Here is a 23998-nt window from a genome sequence, read left to right on the forward strand (position 1 = left end):
TTAGACTTGTGTGTACACCGCAGCCTTAGTAAGGAGAGGGAAGCCGGAGGCAGGGTGAGGTTTTATATTTAATTTGATCCACTTACATTGATCGCAACAATCAGATAGAAAGCAGTTTATCGATACATTTAATCTAGTTTTACTTAAAGGCAAAAACTAATAACAGGCACTCCAAAGTAGGGATATTTTGCAATACATCCAAGGAGGCATGAATGGAATTACAACAGACACAATTTTTGGAAGAAATTCTTTGGCAAGCAGTTCTCAATCGAGACTCGACTTTTGAGGGTAAGTTTTTCTATGGTGTTTGCTCTACAGGCGTTTATTGCCGACCTATTTGCCCTAGTCGCAGACCAAATCGCAATCAAGTTTGTTTCTTCCAGTCGGCACAAGAGGCTCAAAACGCAGGTTTTCGACCTTGTAAGCGCTGTCAACCACAATCTGAAACAGTTCCAAATCCAGCTAAAGCAAAAGTTTTAGAAGTATGCCGATATATTAAAACACACGTTGACTACATCCCAACCCTCTCGGAATTATCCTCTCAGGTGGAAATGAGTCCCAGTTATTTGCAAAGGATATTTAAGCAAATTATTGGCGTATCCCCTTTTCAATATGCAGATGCGCTGCGTAGCCAACGATTGAAACAGCGTCTTCAGTTAGGAGAAGAAATTGCTGATGCAGTTTACGACACGGGTTATGGTTCAAGTAGTCAACTGTATGAGAAAGCACCTAAACAACTGGGAATGACACCAAAGACTTACCAACAAGCTGGAAAAACCCTCAGCATTGTTTATGCGATCGCTCCATGTTCGCTAGGATATTTACTGGTAGCAACAACAGATAAGGGTATCTGCGCCGTTAAACTAGGTGATGAAGCAGACAAGCTGGAACACATTTTAATCCAGGAATTTCACCAAGCGTACATCATCCGTGACGATCGCACACACAAAGATTGGATACAAGCAATCCTCGACTTGATTGCGGGAGATGAAACACATCTCGATTTACCCCTTGATGTTCGTGGGACAGCATTTCAGAAACAAGTTTGGCAAGCATTACAAAAAATTCCCTATAGCGAAACTCGTACATATACTGATATCGCTCGTGATATTGCCAAACCAAAGGCAGTCCGGGCGGTGGGAAATGCTTGTGGGGCTAACCCGATCGCAATTATAGTACCGTGTCATCGGGTGCTGCGGAGTGATGGTAGTATTGGTGGTTATCGCTGGGGACTTGAACGCAAACAAAAACTGCTTTTACAAGAATCGAAATTGCTCAAAGATGACTCAAACACCTGAACTAGAATCGTTGACTGAAGAAAGTCTTAGCCGTGGTTTAATGGTGCTTGCCAATCTCGATCGCGATTTGGCTCGGATTTTAGAAACACTGGGGTCTCCACCAATATGGTCAAGAGAACCAGGTTTTGCAACGCTGTTGTGCATAATTCTGGAACAGCAAGTTTCCTTAGCGGCTGCAAGGGCTGTATTTAACCGTTTATCCGGGGTTCTTGTACCGCTAACGCCAGAAAACTTTTTAACATTAGATGATGCTCAATTAAAAGGGATTGGATTCAGTCGGCAAAAAATTCTATACTGTCGTGGATTGGCGAATACGATCGCAACTGGCCAGCTTGACCTGAGCAAGCTAGAAACAATGGACGAAGTTACGATCAGAACTGAGTTAAAGCGGCTCAAAGGGATCGGAGACTGGACAGTTGATATTTATTTGCTGATGGCGTTACAACGTCCTGATGTCTTTCCTAAAGGCGATTTAGCGATCGCGATCGCTTTCCAAAAACTCAAAAACTTGGCAACCCGTCCAACACCCGTACAACTAGAAGCGATGACACAGCACTGGCGACCGTGGCGGGCTATTGGTGCAAGACTTTTATGGCACTACTACTTGAGTAATGCCAATGGTAAGTCGGTTACAGTTTACCCGTGAATACCTTCTGCGCCGGGCCTGTCATGTAAACCCGTTGGTCTACTTCTGACCATTCAATTTGTAAGGGGCCACCTGGTAATTCGATAGTGGCGGTGCGATCGCATTTCCCAGTTAACACTCCAGCCACCAAAGAAGCACAAGCACCAGTCCCACAAGCTAATGTAATCCCAGCACCCCGTTCCCACACCCGCATTTTCAAATAGTCACGACCCACCACTTGAATAAATTCGGTATTTATGCGTTGGGGAAAAGCTGGGTCATACTCAAATTTAGGGCCGATTCTTTCTAGCTCAATTGCTGCGACATCTTCCACAAAGGTAATGCAGTGAGGATTTCCCATACTGACACAAGTGACTTCCCAAGTTTGCCCCGCCACCTCCAACGACAGAGAAATTACTTTTTCTTCAGCAGGTGCAAGAATGGTAGGAATTTCGCCAGCCAGTAATCTGGGTAAACCCATATCCACCTTTACTTGACCATTAGGCAAGATTTGGGGAATCATCACACCAGCTAGGGTATGAATGCGATATGAGTCTTTATTGCGGGATTCACCTTCTAACTCTGCTAAAAAGCCAGCTAAACAGCGAATGCCATTGCCACACATTTCGGGTTCCGAACCATCGGAATTAAAAATCCGCATGGTGTAGTCTGTGCCATTTTCCCCAGGTAGGGCAAAAATTACACCATCAGCACCGATACCAAAATGGCGATCGCACAACTTGATGGCTTGCTCTGGGGTCAATACAGGCTCAGATGACGAGCGATTGTCAATGAGAATAAAATCGTTGCCCAGACCATGATACTTAGTAAATTCGATTGCCATTTTCCCAAGGATGAATTATCAAGGATTAGTTACTCTTTATTTTGCCTTGTAGGTTCATCTTTACTAAAAATGCTTACTGAATTTGACACCACTTTACCCAGTATTAGACAAGTCCAAAACCTGATTAAACAAACAACGCCAGTAGAGTTAAAGCTACTGACTCAAGATGTACTCACCGGAAAGGTTTTATGGCAAGACCCACAGTGTATCTGTATTGCTGATGAAAACAGTCAGCAAACCACTATTTGGAAACATGCGATTGCATACATCAAACCGAAAACAACTTAGGAGTTAGGCAGCCGAGGTAGGAGGCGCAATTGCTACTTTTGGCCTAACTATGAGGGATGAACCGGATATTGGAGCTATGGAAACGATTATCAAATATTCTAGGCAAGATTGGTCTCTATGCGAGTGTGGCGATCTTGAAGAGCCTTTAAGCACTTTCCTGTATGACCTGCCGAACTTAACTGTTTGCAATGTTTTTCCACCGCTTCACATTCTCAATATTCTTCTTCTCAAGGGTTGGGTTGGTGGCAGTATGAGTCCCAACTTTATCTGGAAACCTTTTGAGATATCTGAGCAAGAGTATCAAGAGATTTTACCCAAACTTCTCGATCCTAATTGGGCAGTACTATGCAAAAAGCTTTGGCGCATCAGGCTGCCTATGAAACTCGATCCAGAGTTTGATGGTATTAACGATCGCTATACATGGATAGAATCGGTTAGCGAAAAATATGCAGTAAAATCACTCGAATAGGCAAAGAAAGAAATATAGCAGTTCAAAAAGGAGGATTCTGACGTTATTGATCCCATTAGGGAACAGGTTACAGGTTACAGGAAAAAACTTGTGTAATTAATTCTGTCTCAATACAGTTCAGTTAGTACCAAAAACCTTAAAATCTGTAGGTTGGGTTTCACTATCTTCAACCCAACCTACATTTATTTTTATTTCCACAGAGTGACAAAAGAGGATTAATTACCCCTACACATTAAATCGGAACAACATTACATCCCCTTCTTGCACAACATACTCTTTCCCTTCACTACGAACCAACCCTTTTTCCTTCGCCGCATTCATCGAACCAGTTGTTACCAAATCTTTATAAGCGACAGTTTCAGCGCGAATAAATCCCCGCTCAAAATCGCTGTGGATTACACCAGCCGCTTGAGGTGCAGACATTCCGGCATTAATTGTCCAAGCGCGGGTTTCTTTGGGGCCGCAGGTAAAATATGTCCGCAAGCCTAGAAGCATATAAGTTGCCCGAATCAATGATTTCAAACCACCTTCTTCTACACCCAAAGATTCAAGAAAATCAGCCTTATCTGACTCTGGTAATTCTACTAACTCAGCTTCAACCTGGGCAGAAACTATCACAACTTGGGCGTTTTCTGTAGATGCAATTTGCCGTACTGTTTCCACAAAATGATTACCAGTTGCCAACTCATCCTCAGATACATTGGCGGCGTAAATAATCGGTTTATAAGTGAGCAGTTCCAACCCTTTAATAATTACAGCTTCTTCTTCATTCAAGCTTACCTGACGCACCGATTTTCCTTCATTTAAAGCCGCAGCTAATTTTTCTAAAACTGTGATTTCAAACTGTGCATCCTTGCTAGTACGAGCTTGTTTGCGAGTCCGGTCAATTCGCCGCTCAATTTGTGATAAATCTGATAAACCCAGTTCTATATTAATGATTTCAATATCTCGTGCTGGGTCAACAGAACCAGCAACGTGGATAATATCGTCATTTTCAAAACAACGTACCACATGGACGATCGCATCAACTTCCCGGATGTGGGACAGGAATTGATTGCCTAGTCCCTCACCCTGACTTGCACCTTTAACTAAACCGGCAATATCTACAAATTCCACCCGCGCCGGGATAGTTTGTACCGAACTGGCAATCTTAGCAAGAACATTTAACCGTTCATCCGGTACTGCGACAACGCCGACATTCGGTTCAATCGTGCAAAAAGGGAAGTTAGCTGCTTCTGCCTTGGCATTAGCAACTACAGCATTAAACAAAGTAGATTTTCCGACGTTGGGAAGTCCGACAATTCCGGCTCTTAGCATTTTGGATTTTAGATTTTGGATTTTAGATTACATTACCAGGGTAATTTAAACAGGCTCCGGTATGGTTTGGGGAATCGTCCCTGGAACAGTTTGAGGAATCGTCCCTGGTACTAGTTCTGGTACAGGCCCCGGTAATGGTTGGGGTATAGCTGGCCCCGGTACAGGTTCAGGACTCGGTAGTGGATTCGGTTCAGGATTGGGACTAGGTAACGGGTTCGGGCTAGGATTGGGAATTTGTGGTTCTGGTATAGAAATTGCAGTGGGATTAATCATGGTAAGTCTAAATTAAATTATTCAACCTTTCTAAACTAGATGACAACCTCATCAGTTGACATCTTCCCAAATAGCTACACCCACGAACACTTCCTTTAATAATTTACCTTTTTTAAAGGCTCCAAGTGGCAAAGTAAACGCAAAAGTACGCAGAGTCTTGCCAAATTTAATTCGTAGCAAATCGATTAAAACAAACTTTGCGCTCCTCTACGCTTAAATTTCACCCCTCATTCGGCTCTCTTACCTTTTCTACCACCTCTGGCACTGGATCGTAACCACCTGGATGAAACGGATGACAGCGCAAAATCCGCCGAGTTGCCATCCAGCTACCACGCAACACTCCAAATCGTTCAATGGCTTCAATAGCATACATTGAGCAAGTTGGTTGAAAGCGACAAGTCGGGAGAAACAACGGCGATATAAACATTCGGTAGCCCCGAATCAGCCAAATAAATAATAGTTTCATTGCAGTTACCTAAATCTTATAAATTAGTAACAGAGGTAAAATTTTTCATTTTGTTACATCTTTGTTAACTACATTTTCTGACTTCACCTCAATTCCGGTTTTATGGCTGCAAATTGCGATTACTGCAATTTGGGTATTACTCATCCTCGTGATTGCATGGTTGGTAAACCGCTTCACCGACGAGCCAGAAATTGTGCGGAAGATAGTTCATATTGGCACTGGTAACGTGATTTTACTTGCTTGGTGGCTAGATATTCCCGCCAGTGTAGGGATTACAGCTTCCATTTTAGCGAGTGCAATCACCTTATTATCCTACCGATTGCCTATTCTTCCTGGTATTAATAGCGTTGGACGGCAAAGTTTGGGAACATTTTTTTACTCTATCAGTTTTGGTATTTTAGTTGCTTCTTTTTGGTACTTACAACAACCCCAATACGCAGCACTAGGAATTTTGATCATGACTTGGGGAGATGGACTAGCAGCCTTAATTGGGCAACGTTTTGGTACACACAAGTATAAAGTCTTTGGTACACAAAAAAGTTGGGAAGGTTCCCTAACTATGATGCTCGTTAGCTATCTCATCAGTATTTTGATTTTAGTTGGAACTCAAGGAAACAGTTGGCAAACTTGGGTAATATCACTCGCGGTTGCATTTATCGCTACTGGTTTAGAGGCTTTTTCGTTTTTGGGTATTGACAATTTGACAGTGCCTTTAGGTAGTGCAGCCCTTGCCTTCTTTTTAAGTCAATTAGTCTTGAATTACTAATTGCCTTGAGTGCTATTTATTTACCATATATAGGAATCATATTTGATTGCATGAAAAAATAGAAGTACTGTAGGGTGTGTTATTGGCGAGAGTACGGCATCTAAAATCCGAAGTGGTGCGTTAGCCTTTGGCATAACGCACCCTACGTATATTTCAAAAATAAAACCTGATTCCTATATGCTCATTTACTCGATAAAATTAACTAACCTAGAAATAACACTCTCAAATACTGGATAAAGTCATGGTTCAGCAAGTTCTAATCAATGATGATGATTACTATGTGCCAGATGCCAACCAGCTAGTAACTGAAGATGATACACCTGTGGATAATTTTGCATCTGCCAAACAACAACGCCTTTTAATCGGGTCTCTTTACAGTTCTCTACAAAACCAAACTTTTTTAGCTGAAGCTAATATAGGTATTTACTACACAGACCTTCAGCCTCCCATTGTACCTGATATTTTTCTTAGCTTAGATGTTCAAGTACCTGAAAATTGGTGGGAAAAACAAAATCGTTGTTATATGGTTTGGCGTTTTGGCAAACCTCCCGAAGTTGTCCTCGAAATTGTCTCTAACAAAGAAGGTGATGAACTGGGCAAAAAACTGCGAATTTATGAACACATGCGGGCTAGTTACTACATCGTATATGATCCAAATCAGCAATTAGCAGAAAAAATACTGCATATTTATGAACTTAGGGGAACACGCTACTTTGAAACTTCAGAAACTTGGTTAGAACAAGTTGGTTTAGGTATAACTTTGTGGAAAGGTAAATTTGAAGATAGGCAGGATATTTGGTTACGCTGGTGCTACCAAGATGGTACTGCTTTGCTAACTGGAGATGAACGCGCAGAACAGGAACGACAACGCGCAGAAGAAGCTGAACAACGCACCCAAATTTTAGCAGAACGGCTACGAGCTATGGGCATCGATCCCGAAACTCTTTAGGACACTCATGTAAAAACGCGAAAATTTTGCGTCTTTACATGAGTAACAAATCTCACTAATTAGCACAATTTGTAAACTCATTTATTCTGTGCCAAACCTTCTCTAATAATTCGGGATCATTCGCATCAAACCATTCAATTTTGGGATATGCTCGAAACCAAGTGCGTTGTCGCTTGGCAAATTGTCGTGTATGCAAAACTGTTAATTCTTTTGCTTCATCCAAGGAAATATCCCCAGCCAAATATTGCTTTATTTCTTGATAGCCCAAAGTATTCAATAAAGACAAATCAGAGCCATATTTTTGACAAAGATATTCCACCTCAGCAACTAAACCATCTGCTATCATTTGCTCAGTACGCTGTTTAATCCTATTCCCCAACTTTTCAACATCGCAATCTAAACCAATTTGCAAAATTGGATAATTCGGTGGATTCTCCCCTTGCTGTTGCGAAATCGGATGTCCAGTAACATAATATACCTCTAATGCTCTTAAAGTTCGGACTGAATCATTAGCATGAATCTTTTGTGCTGCAACGGGGTCAACTTGTTGTAACATGGCGTAGAGTTGTGGTTGACCGAGAAATTCAAGTTGCGATCGCAATTCAGTTTGTGGTGCAACTCTCGGAATTTTCATACCTTGGACAATGGAACGGATATATAAACCAGTGCCACCAACTAGCAAAAGTGGTGTAACATCAACAGAAGCAATTAAGGCTTGTGTTTGTTCCTGATAGTCTGCTACTGTCATCGTGTCTGTGGGATCGCAGATATCTATTAAGTAGTGCGGTACTAATTTTTGTTGTGCCAGAGTTGGTTTTGCTGTCCCAATATCCAACTCACGGTAAACTTGACGAGAATCGGCACTAAGAATTACAAAACCCAACCGCATCGCCAAAGCTAAAGCCAAACCCGACTTACCTGTAGCCGTCGCCCCACAAATCACAATTAATTTAGTCATTTCTTCCCCATCTCCCTCATCCCCCTCATCTTCCTCATCTCGCCCGGTAGTGCAACCCTAGTATAAACTTCTCTTGAAAATGCCCTACAGACGCTAGCAAGGCTTTTGTGCTACAATTTTGGAGTGTTTTTGCTTTTAATTAATTTTAGGCGAGTTTAACCCCACGCATCAGGAGAGTTTACATGACGAGCAGTTACAGTGCCGATCAGATTCAAGTTCTGGAAGGTCTGGAAGCCGTCCGCAAAAGACCAGGAATGTACATCGGTACCACTGGGCCGCGAGGACTCCACCATTTAGTTTACGAGGTGGTGGACAATTCAATCGATGAGGCTTTGGCGGGTCATTGCACTCATATAGAAGTGGATATCAACGCTGATGGTTCTGTGACTGTAACAGATGATGGTCGCGGTATTCCCGTTGATACTCACTCGCGCACCGGGAAATCAGCTTTGGAAACCGTGATGACTGTACTACACGCTGGTGGTAAGTTTGGCGGCGGTGGCTACAAAGTTTCTGGAGGATTACACGGGGTTGGTATTTCTGTTGTTAATGCCTTATCTGAGGTTGTAGAAGTTACAGTTTGGCGAGATAAAAAGGTTTATCTCCAACGCTATGAACGCGGTATCCCAGTTAGCGAACTGCAAGCAAAGCCTTACAAAGAAGCTAGAACTGGAACTTCTGTCACCTTCAAGCCAGATACCCAAATCTTTACAACTAGCATTGAGTTTGATTACATCACTTTATCAGGTCGCCTACGGGAGTTGGCGTATCTAAATGCAGGTGTCAAAATTACCTTTACTGACCACCGTCTAGAACTACTAAAAAGCGATACACCCAAGGTAGAATCGTACAATTATAAGGGTGGTATTAAAGAATATATCGCGTACATGAACCGCGAGAAGCAACCACTGCATGAAGAAATTATCTATGTGCAAGGGGAACGCAATAACGTACAAGTGGAAGTTTCTTTGCAATGGTGTACTGATGCTTATACGGATAATGTACTAGGTTTTGCTAACAATATTCGCACTGTGGATGGTGGTACGCACTTAGAAGGGTTGAAGGCGGTTTTAACTCGGACATTAAATGCGATCGCTCGTAAGCGCAATAAAATTAAAGAGAATGAAACTAACCTCAGTGGCGAACACGTCCGCGAAGGTTTGACTGCGGTAATTTCCGTTAAAGTCCCAGATCCAGAATTTGAAGGACAAACCAAAACTAAACTCGGTAATACTGAAGTGCGGGGGATTGTCGATTCTTTGGTGGGAGAAGTCCTCACCGAATATCTAGAATTTCATCCGGCGATCGCAGATTCAATTTTAGATAAAGCTATCCAAGCTTTCAAAGCCGCAGAAGCAGCCCGTCATGCACGGGAATTAGTTCGGCGCAAATCTGTACTAGAATCTTCACCATTACCCGGTAAATTGGCAGATTGTAGTTCTCGCGATCCTAGCGAATCTGAGATATTCATCGTCGAAGGCGACTCAGCAGGGGGAAGTGCGAAACAAGGACGAGATCGCCGCACTCAAGCTATCTTGCCTCTACGTGGTAAAATTCTCAACATTGAAAAAACCGATGACGCTAAAATTTATAAAAATAACGAAGTTCAATCGTTAATTACAGCCCTCGGTTTAGGTGTCAAAGGTGATGAATTCGATTCTACCCAACTGCGCTATCACCGCATAGTTATTATGACGGATGCTGACGTAGATGGAGCGCACATCCGTACTTTGTTGTTAACATTCTTCTATCGATATCAGCGAGCGCTCATTGAACAAGGCTTTATTTATATTGCTTGTCCCCCACTGTTTAAAGTAGAACGGGGACGTAATCATGAGTACTGCTATAGCGATCGCGAAAAAAATCAAGCGATCGCCAAATTCCCCGCTAACGCCAACTATACCATCCAACGCTTCAAAGGTTTGGGTGAAATGATGCCGCAACAACTCTGGGACACCACAATGAACCCAGAAACCCGCAAAATGAAGCAAGTCGAAATTGAGGATGCTGCTGAAGCCGATCGCATCTTCACAATTTTAATGGGCGATCGCGTCGCACCTAGACGAGAATTTATCGAAACTTATGGTTCTAAACTCAACTTCACTGATTTAGATATCTAGCATCAATTCCCTGAAACTACTCCAATAATTTACAGCATTGGTAATGAGTGATACATTTTCACCCATTACCTTTTTTATATCCAAAATTTTTCTCTAAAATATTTCTTTTGGCTGATGACAAACCAAGATTTTATAAATCAAAACGGTTCGGTTAAACCCTGAAACCTTTGTAGAGACGTTGCAACGTCTCTACATCCCTAAAATCAACACCAAAAATCCTTAGCCAAAACGTATTTTTTTATCCACTTACGCCTCCGACAAGCCGCTCCCCGTCTATGTTATTCCGTAACTCTTACGTAAATTATTAAATTAATGAACAATCATATAATTTGCTTATTGTCAATATCTGACAAAAATTGAATCTTTTAGCGTTAGCAAGACTACCAACTTTGTTGGAAATTTAGTTAGAACAATAATTTTTGCAATTACATAGCGAATTAATTTTGTCTACCAACTAGAAACACATTTGTTATCCTTTAAGAAAATAACTGAATATCAATCTATCAACCAGCAATTAATAAGTATCTTGAGGATTTCTCATCATAAGATGACAGAAACTTACCGAAATAAAAGTATTTAAATTTACAACTAAGTTACGCAATCCAGCTTTGTAACTAAAATCATCAGGTAATGTTCTGGATTCTCTTGGCTTGAGGTAATGGCTACTGGAAACACACAACATCTGGCGAAAAACTTGTTAATATCTTCATGTAGTGTCGTGGCGATCGCGATTGTATCGTATGTATCTAATGAAGTTTTGCCTGAAATAAGACTATACTGGCGAGTTCACAGGACAAATTGTTTTTGAATTGATTAAAATATCCTTGTATACAATAAGAAGAGTTTGTCAAGTTTCATAGGGCTTAAATCGCCACAGTGCGCTAACGTGTGAATAAGGCCGAATTAGTTAAACTTAAATTGATCTGCCATCAGATCGATCTGCTACAGCCTCAACTCCTCAGTTAAGGTAATTAGTAAGCAGAAGGTTAACTGCTTTAAGGCAAGCACTACCACCCTGGTTGTATTTACCCAATCAAAGACTAGCTTTAATCTCAGGAATGCGTAATTTATGAAGGAAATGTAAAAATGACTAGATTAAGACTTGTCGTCTGAGTTAACATCCAATCCACTCTTTCTAAGTAATTAATGTTGTGTAAAATACATGAAATCGAGCAGGAGCAAGCGTACTTACTTTGTAATGTAATAAGAGTGTCGCTGCAATTCCGAAAAGTAGAGAAAAAATTTAAGGGTATAACTCCCGTTTTTAATGTCTTTTTGGTGAAAGTGGCTAACAGTTGCTTAATGAATTCATGATTAATACACAAAAAGAGTGCAATTTCTGTGAAACAGGCTACAATCGGAAGAGTCTTTATAGGAAAATATGCCAGCATTCTGAACTCATTAGTATAGAGTGGCAATTTTTTTAAGAGAGACGAGTATTTTTTTTGACCAGTTAGTTGAAAGCAGTATGTGATAGCAACACATATAACATTTACTAAGGTGAGCAAATCACTTTTAGACATGGCTTAAACTAAACTAAACAAGCCTCCTATTGGAGGTGAGAAACGTCCGAAAATATTTCTGGCAAATCTGCCAAAAAACTTATTTTCGGTTGACCATTGGCTCGTTTAAAAGAGCAGTAAACACATCTTGAGTAATTGATTCTGCAAGGAGCATGAGGAACGCGGCATGAACCAGGCTAACAACGTACTCGAAAGCATATATCAGCCTGACCTAGAAATAATGAATCAGCCTGAGCTCGAGTTAGAAGAACTCTTAATAGATGATGAAGAGGACTTGCTTATCATCGATGAAGGTGACGATGAATTTTTAGAGCCTCAGACTGATGAGGACGACGCAAAGTCTGGAAAAGCCGCTAAATCGCGTCGTCGGACACAAAGCAAGAAAAAGCATTACACAGAAGATTCGATTCGGCTTTACTTGCAAGAAATTGGTAGAATTCGGCTGTTGCGGGCAGACGAAGAAATCGAATTGGCGCGGAAAATCGCCGATTTGCTGGAATTAGAGAGGGTGCGGGAAAGACTCTCAGAACAGTTAGATCGCGATCCTAAAGATAGTGAATGGGCAGAAGCAGTACAACTACCTTTGCCAGCTTTTCGTTATCGGCTCCATGTTGGTCGCAGGGCGAAAGACAAGATGGTACAATCTAACCTCCGTCTTGTAGTTTCAATTGCTAAGAAGTACATGAATCGTGGTTTGTCGTTCCAAGACTTAATTCAGGAAGGCAGTCTCGGTTTGATTCGTGCCGCTGAAAAGTTTGACCACGAAAAAGGTTATAAGTTCTCCACTTATGCTACATGGTGGATTCGTCAAGCAATTACCCGTGCGATCGCAGACCAATCCCGCACAATTCGTCTTCCAGTTCACCTTTACGAAACCATCTCTCGGATTAAGAAAACTACCAAGTTACTATCTCAAGAAATGGGTCGTAAACCTACCGAGGAAGAAATCGCTACTCGGATGGAAATGACCATTGAGAAGTTGCGGTTTATTGCTAAATCCGCCCAGTTGCCTATTTCATTAGAAACACCTATTGGTAAAGAGGAAGATTCTCGATTAGGCGATTTTATTGAATCCGATGGTGAAACACCAGAAGACCAAGTTTCCAAAAATCTTCTGCGCGAAGACTTGGAAAAAGTTCTTGACAGTCTTAGCCCTCGCGAACGCGATGTCCTCAGACTACGTTATGGCTTGGATGATGGTCGAATGAAGACCCTTGAGGAAATCGGACAGATTTTCAACGTTACCCGCGAACGGATTCGTCAAATTGAGGCGAAGGCACTTCGTAAGTTACGCCACCCCAATCGTAACAGCGTTCTCAAGGAATATATTCGGTAGTTATTAATTATTAGTCATTTGTTTAAAGCGAATGACTAATCGCAAACAAATAAAAAACCTGGTAGTGAATTAGCACTCCAGGTTTTTTTATTTATAGGTCATCTTAGATATTAAAACTTACAGGATGCCCCAAAAATGTAGAAAACCTTGACCAGAAAAAACTTCAACCAAAATGGCTGCTGAAAAGCCAATCATTGCCAAGCGACCGTTCCAAATTTCTGCTTGTGGGGTAAAGCCCCAGCGCCAAGCATTACGATCTTCAATTACGGGAGTGGTGACTTTTGTTGTGCTTGCGTTTGTCATGGTTCGGACTCCAAACTTAATATTTAAGGTTTATTGCCTTATGTAAACTAATATAACAAACATTTTTAGAAAGGCAACATTTTTTATACTTTTGTTTCCATACCTTGACATAAATAGAAATGCCTATTTATACATATTAAAATATCAGCCTTCAGTGAGATTTACTGAGGTGGAAGAAATGTTATGTAGACTTTTACCATCATAGACAACATTTTACTTATTGATATAAATTATCAAATAATTTGTTTAGAACGCTAGATTTTCCATAGAGTTTGTTATTTAAGACTTGAAGTCTATTGATAATTTGTGGAGATATAGTGAGGTGTAAGGGCACAGCAGTGCCCATTGGTGTCAAGTTAAGCAAAAAGCCTGAAGGGGTGACAAAGGGGCTAAAGGTGAGGAAATAGAAGAGTGTGACCGTTTTGAGGTAAAAAAAAGATAGGTCAGGTATTCTCAACAAGACCTATCAAATGATAATGTTACCTAAATTCTACCAAAACTGCTTTCAAAATCTACTGACACCCACACAGTGCAAGATGCTGGAAATCTTGCACTGTGCTGTTGCAATTTCATAAAACTGTGACGATTGAGAAGCTGGCGACAGTATTTCCACAACCAATAAAATTTGAAAGTCGGCGAGGGAGTATTCAAAGATTTTTATTGCTACCCCAGTTATCAATTCAATACCTGTGGTTTCCATTAGAGTGTTCCAAAAAATAAATGATCCAAAACCCGTCGTTGCGAGCGAAGCGAAGCAATCCCAAGAGCTGCGATTGCTTCGCTTCGCTCGCAATGACAATTGGGCATTTTTTTACTTGGAGTACTCTTAATCAAACGATGGGTAAAAAACAGCCGAAAATCTCAGGATAAACAACTGATTTTTGCTATTGATAGAACACAGTGGCGTTATGAAAATGTCTTCGTCATCAGTTTGATTGAACAAAAAAGAGCAATACTTGTTTATTGGCTATTGTTACCAAAAAGAGGATATAGCAATTTAAGGTTAATTCGTCCATCTGCTTTGTAGCCTCTTTGTCACCCCTTCAGAATGCAAAATTAAATATACATTTGTCATTGCGAATGGAGCAAAGCGGAATGAAGCATAAGTCCTTCGGACACGCTTCGCGAACGCAAGATCTTGGGATTGCAACTCTTGGAGACGCTGTTCGCGTTCACTGTTGGGCTTTGTTTGTATGGCTTCCTCCCTACTATCTTTAAATGCAACTCAGTATTAGTTCTATGTTCACTATCTTCCTGATACTGTCTTCACACTTGTCTTTATTACCCCTCAAGGCATTCATTCTTCTTGTTTTCTCAGAATAAGCGAACGTACAGTTAATACTCCCATTGCAAACCATCCCTGAAGTTTTAATTTTCAATGAAGATGTATTGAAAATAACTATGATTTTAAGGAAATAGGTCAGAATGAGATAACCAAATCTTAAAGTCAGTGCCCTTTCATACAAACATTGTAAGATCGCGGCATATCTTCTTGTGAGATTAATCTTTAAATATAGCTTAAAAGCTAAAAAAAATACTAAGTTCCTAAATAAAAATACTAATGGTTAAACATATAAAAGCTTTAACATCCCTGCGTGGTGTTGCAGCTATATTAATTGTCATACATCATTATGTTGGTTGCGTCATACCTAATTTCGATAAGAGTATAGCTTTATATAGTAAATTTTTCTTTAATGGATATTTATGTGTTGACTTTTTCTTTATCTTGAGCGGTTTTATTTTGACTCATATTTATGCTAACAATTTTGTAACAAAAGTTAGTATTCATAATTATAGGCAATTTTTATATTCAAGATTTACTAGAATTTATCCTTTGCATATATTTATGATTCTGTTGTTTTTAGGAGTTGAATTTTTAAAGTTAGGATTTTTCTTATTTAAAAGTAAATCTATTTTTGACCCGACAAACCAATCTTTTCTTCCATTTACAGATACTCAAAAGATTGTTGCCCTTTTTAATAACATTTTTATGATTCAAGTCTTAGACTTAAAGTCTCCGCAATTATTTGGTGATAATACATCTTGGAATGAGCCTACATGGTCAATCAGTGCAGAGTGGATTGCATACTTGCTATTACCTTTATTATTATTTTTCTTAGTGAAACTTCCGAGAATATATGATTTAGTGATTTATCTAACTTTATTAATGTGCTTATTTTTATTAATAAAATTCACTTATGGACATCTTAACTTTCTAGGTATACCTGCAATAAGTAGATGTACTCTAGAAGCGATAATTGGGATTATTACTTATAAAGTCTACTATATTGGTAATTTTCGGAAATATCTAGGTCATAACTTTACTGTTTTCTTATCATTATTATGCATATTCTTTATTATGCATTATGACTATCAGGATATACTAATAGTCGCAGCCTTTTCTATTTTAATTTTATCTGTTTCTATAAACACGAAAAATAACAGTATTATCTTAAATGCACTAAAATACTCATTAGTGATTTATCTCGGAACAATTAAGTTTGTTGAGTTAAGAATGCAGCATTACTTAAAAACTACACGGTTTGCGAAAAAATACATTTTTTACGGTAATTAAATAAACATGAAACCAATAACTAATTCATTCGATCAAAATAAAAACATTTTGTTGGCAAATTATCCTCAAGCCTTACCATTAGAAAATAACATAAAACGAGATAATTTAACATTACCGATCTTGAAAAAATCTGAAAAAGACTTACTGATAGACTGGAATCAGACTCAAACTGATTATCCTCGGCAAGCGTGTATTCATCAGTTGTTTGAAGCGCAGGTTGAGAAAACACCCGATGCTGTAGCATTAATCTTTAATGATCAGCATCTCACCTATAGAGATTTGAATAGTCGTGCTAATCAACTAGGAGAATATCTCCAAACACTAGGGGTAGGAACAGAAACTCTTGTAGGCATCTGCATAGAGCGCTCCTTAGAAATGGTTGTAGCACTTTTAGCTATTCTCAAAGCAGGTGGAGCTTATGTACCACTAGATCCAGGGTATCCACAAGAACGTTTAGCTTTCATGCTATCAGATACCCAGGTATCGGTACTATTAACTCAAAAAAAACTAATTGCTAAATTACCTACTCATACAGCATTTGTAGTTTGTCTAGATGCAGATTGGAATACAATCGCCCAAAATAAAAAAGAAAACTTAAGCAGTAACGCCACTGCTGATAACTTAGCTTATGTCATGTATACTTCAGGTTCTACAGGTACACCAAAAGGTGTTAGCGTTATCCATCGCGGTGTAGTTAGGTTAGTTAAAGAAACTAATTATGTTCACCTCACCGATGAAGAGATAATTCTCCAACTTGCTCCTATTTCCTTTGACGCTTCAACTTTTGAAATTTGGGGTTGCTTACTTAACGGTGGGCGATTAGTAATTTGTCCTCCCAATACACCATCTTTAGAAGAATTGGGGCAGATTATTCAACAATATCAAGTTACTACTCTTTGGCTCACAGCCGGTTTATTCCATCTGATAGTGGATGAAAAAATTGATGCTTTAAAATCCTTGCGTCAACTTTTAGCGGGTGGCGATGTTTTATCTGTTCCCCATGTAAAAAAGTTTCTCCAAACAGTAGAACAATGTCAGCTAATTAATGGTTATGGCCCAACTGAGAATACAACTTTTACCTGTTGCCATCTGATAACAGCACCACTAAAACCAGGTGTCTCTATTCCTATTGGTCGTCCAATTGCTAATACCCAAGTTTATATATTAGATAACAACCTCGAACCGGTAGCAATTGGAGAAGCTGGCGAATTATACATTGGTGGTGATGGATTAGCTAGAGGCTATTTGAACCGCTCCGACTTGACTGCTGAAAAATTCATTTCTCACTCATTTGATAGCAATTTAGCAACGCGGCTTTACAAGACTGGAGATTTAGCTCGTTATCTTCCAGATGGCAATATCGAGTTTTTAGGTCGGATTGACAATCAGGTAAAAATTCGCGGTTTCCGAATTGAGCTAGGTGAAATTGAGCGCGAGATTGCACAACATCCTGATGTTCGGGAAATTGTCGTTTTAGCCCGTCAAGATGAAGCAGGTGAAAAACAGTTGACAGCTTATGTTGTTCCTCAATATAACAGTAGATACACACATAATAAATTGCGTAATTTCTTACAGCAGAGAATACCTAATTATATGTTGCCATCGGCCTTTGTGATGTTAGAATCACTGCCTTTGACTGCAAATGGAAAAGTAGATAGACATAAATTGCCAGCACCAAGTAGAGAACGTCCGCAATTGGAACAAGCTTATATTGCTCCCCAAACCGAGTTAGAGCGGCTGCTTGCAGGTATTTTATCTGAACTGCTCAAAATCGATCGCGTCGGGATTGATGACAATTTCTTTGATTTGGGAGGAACTTCAATCTCAATTCTGCAAGTTGCTGTACGAGTAAAACAGGAACTTGGTATTGAGTTACCGACAGTGAAGCTATTTCAGTATTCAACGATTGGCTCTTTAGCAAAATATTTGCATTCAAACCAGAACAGCCAACCGTCTCATGACAAGCTGCAAAATCGCGCCCAACGCCAACAAGCAGCTCAAGCTCGTCGCCGTAATCATCAACAAGGTGTTTAATATGCAAACCTCAGATAACCAAAATCCTATTGATGGTGTTGCCATTATTGGCATGGTAGGAAGATTTCCAGGCGCTGGGAATGTTGATGAGTTTTGGCGGAATCTGTGTGAAGGACTAGAGTCAACAACTTTTTTTCAAGATGAGGAACTAGACCCCAGCATTGACCCGAACCTTTGCAAAGATCCTAGCTACGTAAAAGCTAGAGGGATCATTCCTGGGGGAGAAACCTTTGATGCTGCTTTCTTTGGCATCAATCCACTGGAAGCTGTGGTTATGGACCCACAAGCCAGAGTTTTTCTAGAGTTGGTTTATGAAGCTTTGGAAAATGCTGGTTATGAATCAGAGTCTTTTGAAGGTTTGATTGGTTTATACGCTGGTTGTGGTCAAAATACTTATTTTGCTAACCACATTGCTGGACGTATGGAAATTGTCGATCGCATCGGCGAGTTCCAGACCATGCTAGCAAATGAAAAAGACTTTTTAACAACCCGTGCTGCTTACAAACTCAACCTCAAAGGCCCGGCTGTCAGTGTTAATACGGCTTGCTCCACTTCTTTAGTAGCAATTATTCAAGCTTGCCAAGCCTTAAGCAGTTATCAGTGCGACATGGCTTTAGCGGGTGGTGTATCTATGACTACACCCCAAAATAGCGGTTATATAGCTCAAGAAGGCAGTATGCTGTCTGGGGATGGGCATTGTCGTCCCTTTGATGCCAGCGCTCAAGGCACAATGTTTAACAATGGCGCAGGGGTGGTTGTCCTCAAGCGTTTAGAAGACGCGCTTAATGAAGGCGATCGCATTTATGCCGTAATTCGCGGTTCTGGGATCAATAATGACGGGTCTGATAAAGTTAGCTTTACGGCTCCCAGTGTAGACGGACAAGCCGAAGCTGTTGCAATGGCCCAAGCTTATGCCAACTTCCACCCAGAAACCATCTCTTATATTGAAGCTCACGGTACAGCTACACCTTTAGGCGATCCCATTGAAATTGAAGCGTTGACGCAAGCATTTCGGGTACATACAGATGCTAAACAATTTTGTGCGATTGGCTCTCTGAAAAGCAATGTCGGACATTTAGTTGCGGCGGCGGGGGTCGCAGGATTAATTAAAACCGTTTTGGCTTTGCATTATAAAAAGATTCCACCTAGCTTAAATTTTGAGACTCCCAATCCCAAGATTGACTTTGCCAATAGCCCTTTTTATGTCAATACCAAACTAGCTGAATGGTCAGAAGGTGAAACTCCGCGACGAGCCGGTGTAAGTTCTTTTGGTGTCGGCGGGACTAATGCTCATATTGTGCTGGAAGAAGCGCCACAAATTCAAAGTTCAGGATCTTCTCGCCCACAGCAGCTATTGTTGCTCTCGGCAAAAACTAGCAAAGCCTTAGAAACTGCAACGGCAAATTTGCAGCAACATTTACAATACAATGCTGAAATTAACTTAGCGGATGTAGCTTATACCCTACAGCGAGGGCGCAAAGCCTTAAATTATCGACGTAGTATAGTTTGTCACGATATAAAAGATGCGATCGCAGCGTTGCAATCTTTAGATCCAAATCAAGTAAATACCCGCCATACAGAAATCCGTAATCCAGCCGTTGTCTTCATGTTCCCCGGACAAGGATCGCAATATGTGGACATGGGACTGAATCTCTACAATTGCGAACCTGTATTTCAGGAGGTAGTAGATGAATGTGCGGAAATCCTTAAACCTTTACTGGGTAAGGATTTACGAGAGATTATGTATCCCGCACCGAGCGATGCCTACGGCGGGCTACGCCTACGCGAAACTGCGGCTATCTCCCTACGGCAAACCTGCTTTACCCAACCAGCATTATTTGTTATTGAATACGCCCTAGCACAACTGTGGCAAAGTTGGGGAGTCAAGCCTCAAGCCATGATTGGCCACAGTATTGGCGAATTTGTCGCTGCTTGTATAGCGGGTGTATTTAGCTTAGAAGATGCGCTGATATTGGTTGCAAATCGTGGTCGCTTCATGTGGGAGTTACCAGAAGGGGCTATGCTCTCAGTGCGCCTACCAGCTAAAGAGGTAGAGCCGCGATTGAGTGCAGAATTAGCGATCGCCGCAATTAACGCCCCTTCTCTTTGTGTAGTTTCTGGGCCAACAGAAGCGATCGCGGCTCTGCAAAAACAACTAGAAAGCGAAGAAGTTGTTTGTCGCAGTTTACACACTTCCCATGCTTTCCATTCCCCAATGATGGATAGCATCATAGCCCCCTTTGCTGAGGTAGTTGGGAAAGTTAAATTATCGCCTCCCCAAATTCCCTTCGTTTCCACAGTTACCGCCGACTGGATTACAGTCCAGCAAGCAACCGATCCGATGTATTGGGCTACACATCTACGTCAGACTGTGCGATTTGCCGAAGGTGTAAAAACCATCTGGCAACAGCCAGAACGCCTACTTTTAGAAGTAGGGCCACGAATTACAACTACAACCCTAGCCCGCCAACAAGCAAAAGATATTAAACAACAGATAGCCATATCTTCTCTCAGTGATAACGCTGAGAATGAAGCCGAATGGACGGCATTACTCAAGGCAGTAGGACAACTGTGGCTAGCAGGAGTATCTATTGACTGGAGCAACTTCTATCAAAGGGAAACACGCCAACGGATTTCTCTGCCTACCTATCCCTTTGAACGCCAACGCTTCTGGATTGATCCTCCACCTCATCCCAATCGTGCAACAACTCCTAAACCTCCAAATCGCCAGTTTTTAGAAAAGACCCAAACTATGAAAACATACCCTCAGCAAAAGCTCATTCCTCTGCTAAAAGAAATTATCGAAGAAACTTCAGGATTGGAAATTGCTAGTGTTGACGATTCGACAACATTTTTAGAAATGGGATTAGATTCTTTATCCCTAACGCAAGTCGGGCTAGCGTTAAAGAAAAAATTTCAAGTCAAGGTAACACTTAGGCAGTTACTAGAAATTTACCCCAATTTAGGAACACTGGCTGACTTTATCAATCCAGCTTTGTCTCCCGAAACTTTGTCAGCATTAGGATTAATAGAAACCGTTGCAGAACCAACTCCAGAAGTAAAATTGCCAGCACCTGCAACCACATCACCCACTTTGGTGATGCATGAAGTTCATACAAACGGTTCTGCACCTCAGATTTCTCCCCAACCTGCTGCATCCAGTTTCCTCGAAAATGTGATTAATCAGCAGCTACAAATCATGAGTCAGCAATTGGCACTATTGGCTAACAACAGTCAACCTGTAACAATCCCAGTTGCACCTGCGGCGACACCTCAAAATAATGGTGTCAAACCACAAAATGCTGTATCTGTCCCAGCTATTCAAACCAGCAAAGAATCACTTCCATCGGTAGAAACTGATACCAATGGCGCTAAAAAGGCATTTGGTGCGGCTGCTCGAATTGAAAAAACCCAGACTAAAACTCTGACAACGCAACAACGCACTCATCTAGACAAAATTATCCAAAGATATACCCAACGGACTCAAAAATCCAAAGAATATACTCAATCTCATCGCCCTTATCTGGCAGATCCAAGAACCGTTTCTGGGTTTAACCCGATGATGAAAGAGATGGTTTACCCCATCGTCGCGGCTCGTTCATCGGGTTCTAAACTTTGGGACGTTGATGGCAATGAATATGTCGATTTAAGCAATGGTTTCGGTTTGAATTTGTTTGGTTGGTCGCCACCTTTCATTACCGAAGCAATTGAAGCACAACTTAAACTCGGTATGGAAATTGGGCCACAAACTCCCTTAGTTGGAGAAGTGGCACGGCTAATGTGTGAGTTAACTAACTTTGACCGAGCAGCCTTTTGCAACACAGGTTCCGAGGCGGTTTTGGGAGCCATGCGGATGGCACGCACAATTACAGGGCGTAACTTAATCGCCATCTTTTCTGGAGCTTATCACGGTATTTTGGATGAAGTAATTGTTCGGGGGACAAAAAAACTCCGGTCAATTCCGGCTGCTCCCGGTATTCCACCGGAAATGGTAGAGAACATCTTGGTACTAGACTATGATTCGCCTGAGTCTCTAGAAATCCTCAAAAATCGGGCTGATGAGTTAGCAGCAGTGATGGTTGAATCTGTGCAAAGCCGTCGTCCTGAATACCAACCCAAGGAATTCTTGCACCAATTACGTGATTTTACAGAACAAGCTGGTATTGCCCTAATTTTTGATGAAATCGTTACCGGATTTAGAATTCATCCAGGTGGCGCTCAAGCGCATTTTGGGATCAAAGCTGATATCGCAACCTATGGCAAGATTGTGGGCGGTGGACTGCCGATTGGAGTCATTGCTGGCAAATCGCAATATATGGATGCTTTAGATGGTGGATTTTGGCAGTTTGGGGATGACTCAGTTCCAGAGGTTGGCGTGACTTACTTTGCTGGTACTTTTGTCCGCCATCCTTTAGCACTAGCAGCCGCTAAAGCAGTACTTCAACATTTAAAACAGAGTGGCCCCAGCTTGCAGCAAAATCTCAATGCAAGAACTGATAAATTTGTAGCGGAACTTATGGGCTATTTTCAGCAAGTTCAGGCTCCGTTTACAGCTTATAATTTCGGCTCTCTGTTCATGGTGAAATCGGCACCAGAGTTTGCTTATGGAGACTTGCTATTTTACTTGCTGCGGGATAAGGGAGTACATACTTGGGATCACCGTCCTTGCTTCTTAACAACAGCCCATTCCGAAGCCGATCTAGCTTTTGTAATGGCAGCCTTTAAAGAAAGTATTGCCGAAATGCAGTCTGCTGGCTTCTTGACTGCACCGCCTATAGAAGTAACAAACCGCGAAGTTACCAATAACAGCTTACGCAATCGCCCTCCGCAGCCTAATGCCAAATTAGGTCGAGATCCCCAAGGCAACCCAGCCTGGTATATTCCCGATATTGAGCGACCTGGGAAATATTTACAAGTTGCAAGTGTTTCCTGAGTGCTTTAAAAAATTGGCGTTGCTGATTGAAAGTATGAAGTCATATCGAAAAATGTCAATTCCTACTCCAATTCAGCAACACCAAAAATTAATCGTGTTTGCAAATAGTAAATACTCATCGATCAAGGTTTTGTATGTCAGCTGATAATCTACTTAAGCCTGGTTCAATTAAGTCCGATCTGAAGCTTTCTAAACAAATTATTCAAAGTGAGGCTTCAACTTTACAAGAAAACTTCAACTGTTCTCACTTCGAATTTTCTCATAATCTTGCGGGACACCCTTTGTTTGAGATCCCCCGCCTAGTTGATTTGGCAAATACTATCCTAAGTCAGGGAAGAACGGACAAAATTCAGTCTTATACTAGCCGAGTCCCTATTCAGCAAAAGTGGAATCATCGACCTGGAATCAACGAAATCACGGAAGCGATCGCACATATTGAAGAATCCGATTCTTGGGTGATGCTTGAAGATGTTCAAGTAGATCCAGAATACGCCGCCTTACTCAACCAGATCATAACTGAACTCGAAGACCTTACAGGTAAACCCCTCCGTCAGAAGATGACATGGCTAGGTGCTTATATTTTTATAGCTTCTCCAAACTCTATCACACCTTACCACATCGATAGTGAGTTGAATTTCCTATTTCAGATTCAGGGCAAAAAAGATATGAGCCTCTTCAATCAAAATGATCGTTCCATATTGAGCGAGGAGGAAATTGAAAAATTTTACATAGGCGATCTGAATGTAGCAAATTATAGAGAGAAGGCTAAACCAGGTTATCAAAAAAATCTCAATTTTCTCAAATGGTTAATTATGAATTCTCAAATTTTTAATACTGAATCAGGGTTGTACGTAGAAATTAAAAGCTAAACTCTTGACAGATTTGATATAGAAAAATGATTTTTATTAATAGGTGGGTATT

19 protein-coding genes are annotated in these 23998 nt (G+C 41.0%); 12 read left to right on the forward strand and 7 right to left on the reverse strand.

Annotated elements, in window-relative coordinates; genetic code table 11:
- Positions 1 to 212: 212 nt before the first annotated feature.
- Entirely contained in the window at positions 213 to 1298 is a 1086-nt protein-coding gene (gene ada, locus GTQ43_RS09320; RefSeq protein WP_265272340.1) for a bifunctional DNA-binding transcriptional regulator/O6-methylguanine-DNA methyltransferase Ada, read from the forward strand.
- Positions 1282 to 1944 carry a DNA-3-methyladenine glycosylase family protein gene (locus GTQ43_RS09325; protein WP_265272341.1) on the forward strand — a complete coding sequence of 221 codons (663 nt, stop codon included), beginning with the start codon at positions 1282 to 1284 and terminating at the stop codon, positions 1942 to 1944. Before ada ends, GTQ43_RS09325 begins: the two co-directional genes overlap by 17 nt.
- Here GTQ43_RS09325 and dapF read toward each other — a convergent pair.
- Positions 1928 to 2767 (reverse strand): diaminopimelate epimerase, encoded by an 840-nt coding sequence (dapF, locus tag GTQ43_RS09330; RefSeq protein WP_265272342.1) that lies wholly within the window; start codon positions 2765 to 2767, stop codon positions 1928 to 1930. The genes GTQ43_RS09325 and dapF overlap by 17 nt on opposite strands.
- Positions 2768 to 2836: 69 nt before the next feature.
- Between dapF and GTQ43_RS09335 the strand changes: the two genes are divergently transcribed.
- Both GTQ43_RS09335 and GTQ43_RS09340 read left to right on the forward strand, forming a co-directional pair.
- On the forward strand, positions 2837 to 3055 hold the full coding sequence (locus tag GTQ43_RS09335; RefSeq protein ID WP_265272343.1) for an Hfq-related RNA-binding protein: 219 nt from the start codon (positions 2837 to 2839) through the stop codon (positions 3053 to 3055).
- A gap of 76 nt (positions 3056 to 3131) precedes the next feature.
- Positions 3132 to 3524 carry a hypothetical protein gene (locus tag GTQ43_RS09340; RefSeq protein WP_265272344.1) on the forward strand — a complete coding sequence of 131 codons (393 nt, stop codon included), beginning with the start codon at positions 3132 to 3134 and terminating at the stop codon, positions 3522 to 3524.
- 225 nt (positions 3525 to 3749) lie between these two features.
- Here the strand turns inward: GTQ43_RS09340 and ychF are convergent, their stop codons facing one another.
- The 3 genes from ychF to yidD form a co-directional block, all read right to left on the reverse strand.
- Entirely contained in the window at positions 3750 to 4841 is a 1092-nt protein-coding gene (gene ychF / locus GTQ43_RS09345; RefSeq protein WP_265272345.1) for a redox-regulated ATPase YchF, read from the reverse strand.
- A 45-nt stretch (positions 4842 to 4886) separates the two neighbouring features.
- Positions 4887 to 5114, reverse strand: a complete 228-nt coding sequence (locus tag GTQ43_RS09350) for a hypothetical protein (protein ID WP_265272346.1) — start codon at positions 5112 to 5114, stop codon at positions 4887 to 4889.
- Positions 5115 to 5334: 220 nt separating this feature from the next.
- On the reverse strand, positions 5335 to 5580 hold the full coding sequence (gene yidD / locus GTQ43_RS09355) for a membrane protein insertion efficiency factor YidD (RefSeq protein WP_265272347.1): 246 nt from the start codon (positions 5578 to 5580) through the stop codon (positions 5335 to 5337).
- A 61-nt stretch (positions 5581 to 5641) separates the two neighbouring features.
- On the opposite strand from yidD, the gene GTQ43_RS09360 reads away from it, so the two are divergent.
- The gene (locus GTQ43_RS09360) at positions 5642 to 6346 is read left to right on the forward strand and encodes a diacylglycerol/polyprenol kinase family protein (RefSeq protein ID WP_265272348.1); all 705 of its coding nucleotides are present in this window, start codon (positions 5642 to 5644) and stop codon (positions 6344 to 6346) included.
- Between the two features lie 241 nt (positions 6347 to 6587).
- Positions 6588 to 7295: a Uma2 family endonuclease gene (locus tag GTQ43_RS09365; RefSeq protein ID WP_265272349.1), complete on the forward strand. Its 708-nt coding sequence runs from the start codon at positions 6588 to 6590 to the stop codon at positions 7293 to 7295.
- A 55-nt stretch (positions 7296 to 7350) separates the two neighbouring features.
- On the opposite strand, the gene miaA is transcribed toward GTQ43_RS09365, so the two are convergent.
- Positions 7351 to 8253, reverse strand: coding sequence for a tRNA (adenosine(37)-N6)-dimethylallyltransferase MiaA (miaA, locus tag GTQ43_RS09370; protein ID WP_265272350.1), 903 nt, complete (start codon positions 8251 to 8253; stop codon positions 7351 to 7353).
- 182 nt (positions 8254 to 8435) lie between these two features.
- Here miaA and gyrB point away from each other — a divergent pair, with 182 nt between their 5' ends.
- On the forward strand, positions 8436 to 10373 hold the full coding sequence (gyrB, locus tag GTQ43_RS09375; protein ID WP_265272351.1) for a DNA topoisomerase (ATP-hydrolyzing) subunit B: 1938 nt from the start codon (positions 8436 to 8438) through the stop codon (positions 10371 to 10373).
- A gap of 1689 nt (positions 10374 to 12062) precedes the next feature.
- A complete protein-coding gene (rpoD, locus tag GTQ43_RS09380) occupies positions 12063 to 13232 on the forward strand; it encodes an RNA polymerase sigma factor RpoD (protein ID WP_265272352.1) in 1170 nt (389 codons plus the stop codon).
- A gap of 117 nt (positions 13233 to 13349) precedes the next feature.
- On the opposite strand, the gene GTQ43_RS09385 is transcribed toward rpoD, so the two are convergent.
- Positions 13350 to 13535: a chlorophyll a/b-binding protein gene (locus GTQ43_RS09385; protein ID WP_069073374.1), complete on the reverse strand. Its 186-nt coding sequence runs from the start codon at positions 13533 to 13535 to the stop codon at positions 13350 to 13352.
- Positions 13536 to 14040: 505 nt separating this feature from the next.
- Positions 14041 to 14235, reverse strand: a complete 195-nt coding sequence (locus GTQ43_RS09390; protein WP_265272353.1) for a hypothetical protein — start codon at positions 14233 to 14235, stop codon at positions 14041 to 14043.
- An 861-nt stretch (positions 14236 to 15096) separates the two neighbouring features.
- On the opposite strand from GTQ43_RS09390, the gene GTQ43_RS09395 reads away from it, so the two are divergent.
- The 4 genes from GTQ43_RS09395 (at position 15097) to GTQ43_RS09410 (ending at position 23946) form a co-directional block, all read left to right on the forward strand.
- The gene (locus GTQ43_RS09395; protein ID WP_265272354.1) at positions 15097 to 16110 is read left to right on the forward strand and encodes an acyltransferase family protein; all 1014 of its coding nucleotides are present in this window, start codon (positions 15097 to 15099) and stop codon (positions 16108 to 16110) included.
- 6 nt (positions 16111 to 16116) lie between these two features.
- Positions 16117 to 18144, forward strand: coding sequence for a non-ribosomal peptide synthetase (locus GTQ43_RS09400; RefSeq protein WP_265272355.1), 2028 nt, complete (start codon positions 16117 to 16119; stop codon positions 18142 to 18144).
- A complete protein-coding gene (locus GTQ43_RS09405; RefSeq protein ID WP_265272356.1) occupies positions 18068 to 23077 on the forward strand; it encodes a type I polyketide synthase in 5010 nt (1669 codons plus the stop codon). Before GTQ43_RS09400 ends, GTQ43_RS09405 begins: the two co-directional genes overlap by 77 nt.
- A 134-nt stretch (positions 23078 to 23211) precedes the next feature.
- The gene (locus GTQ43_RS09410; protein WP_265272357.1) at positions 23212 to 23946 is read left to right on the forward strand and encodes a hypothetical protein; all 735 of its coding nucleotides are present in this window, start codon (positions 23212 to 23214) and stop codon (positions 23944 to 23946) included.
- The last annotated feature ends 52 nt before the right edge of the window (positions 23947 to 23998 follow it).

The sequence above is a fragment of the Nostoc sp. KVJ3 genome (assembly GCF_026127265.1).
Lineage (GTDB): Bacteria > Cyanobacteriota > Cyanobacteriia > Cyanobacteriales > Nostocaceae > Nostoc.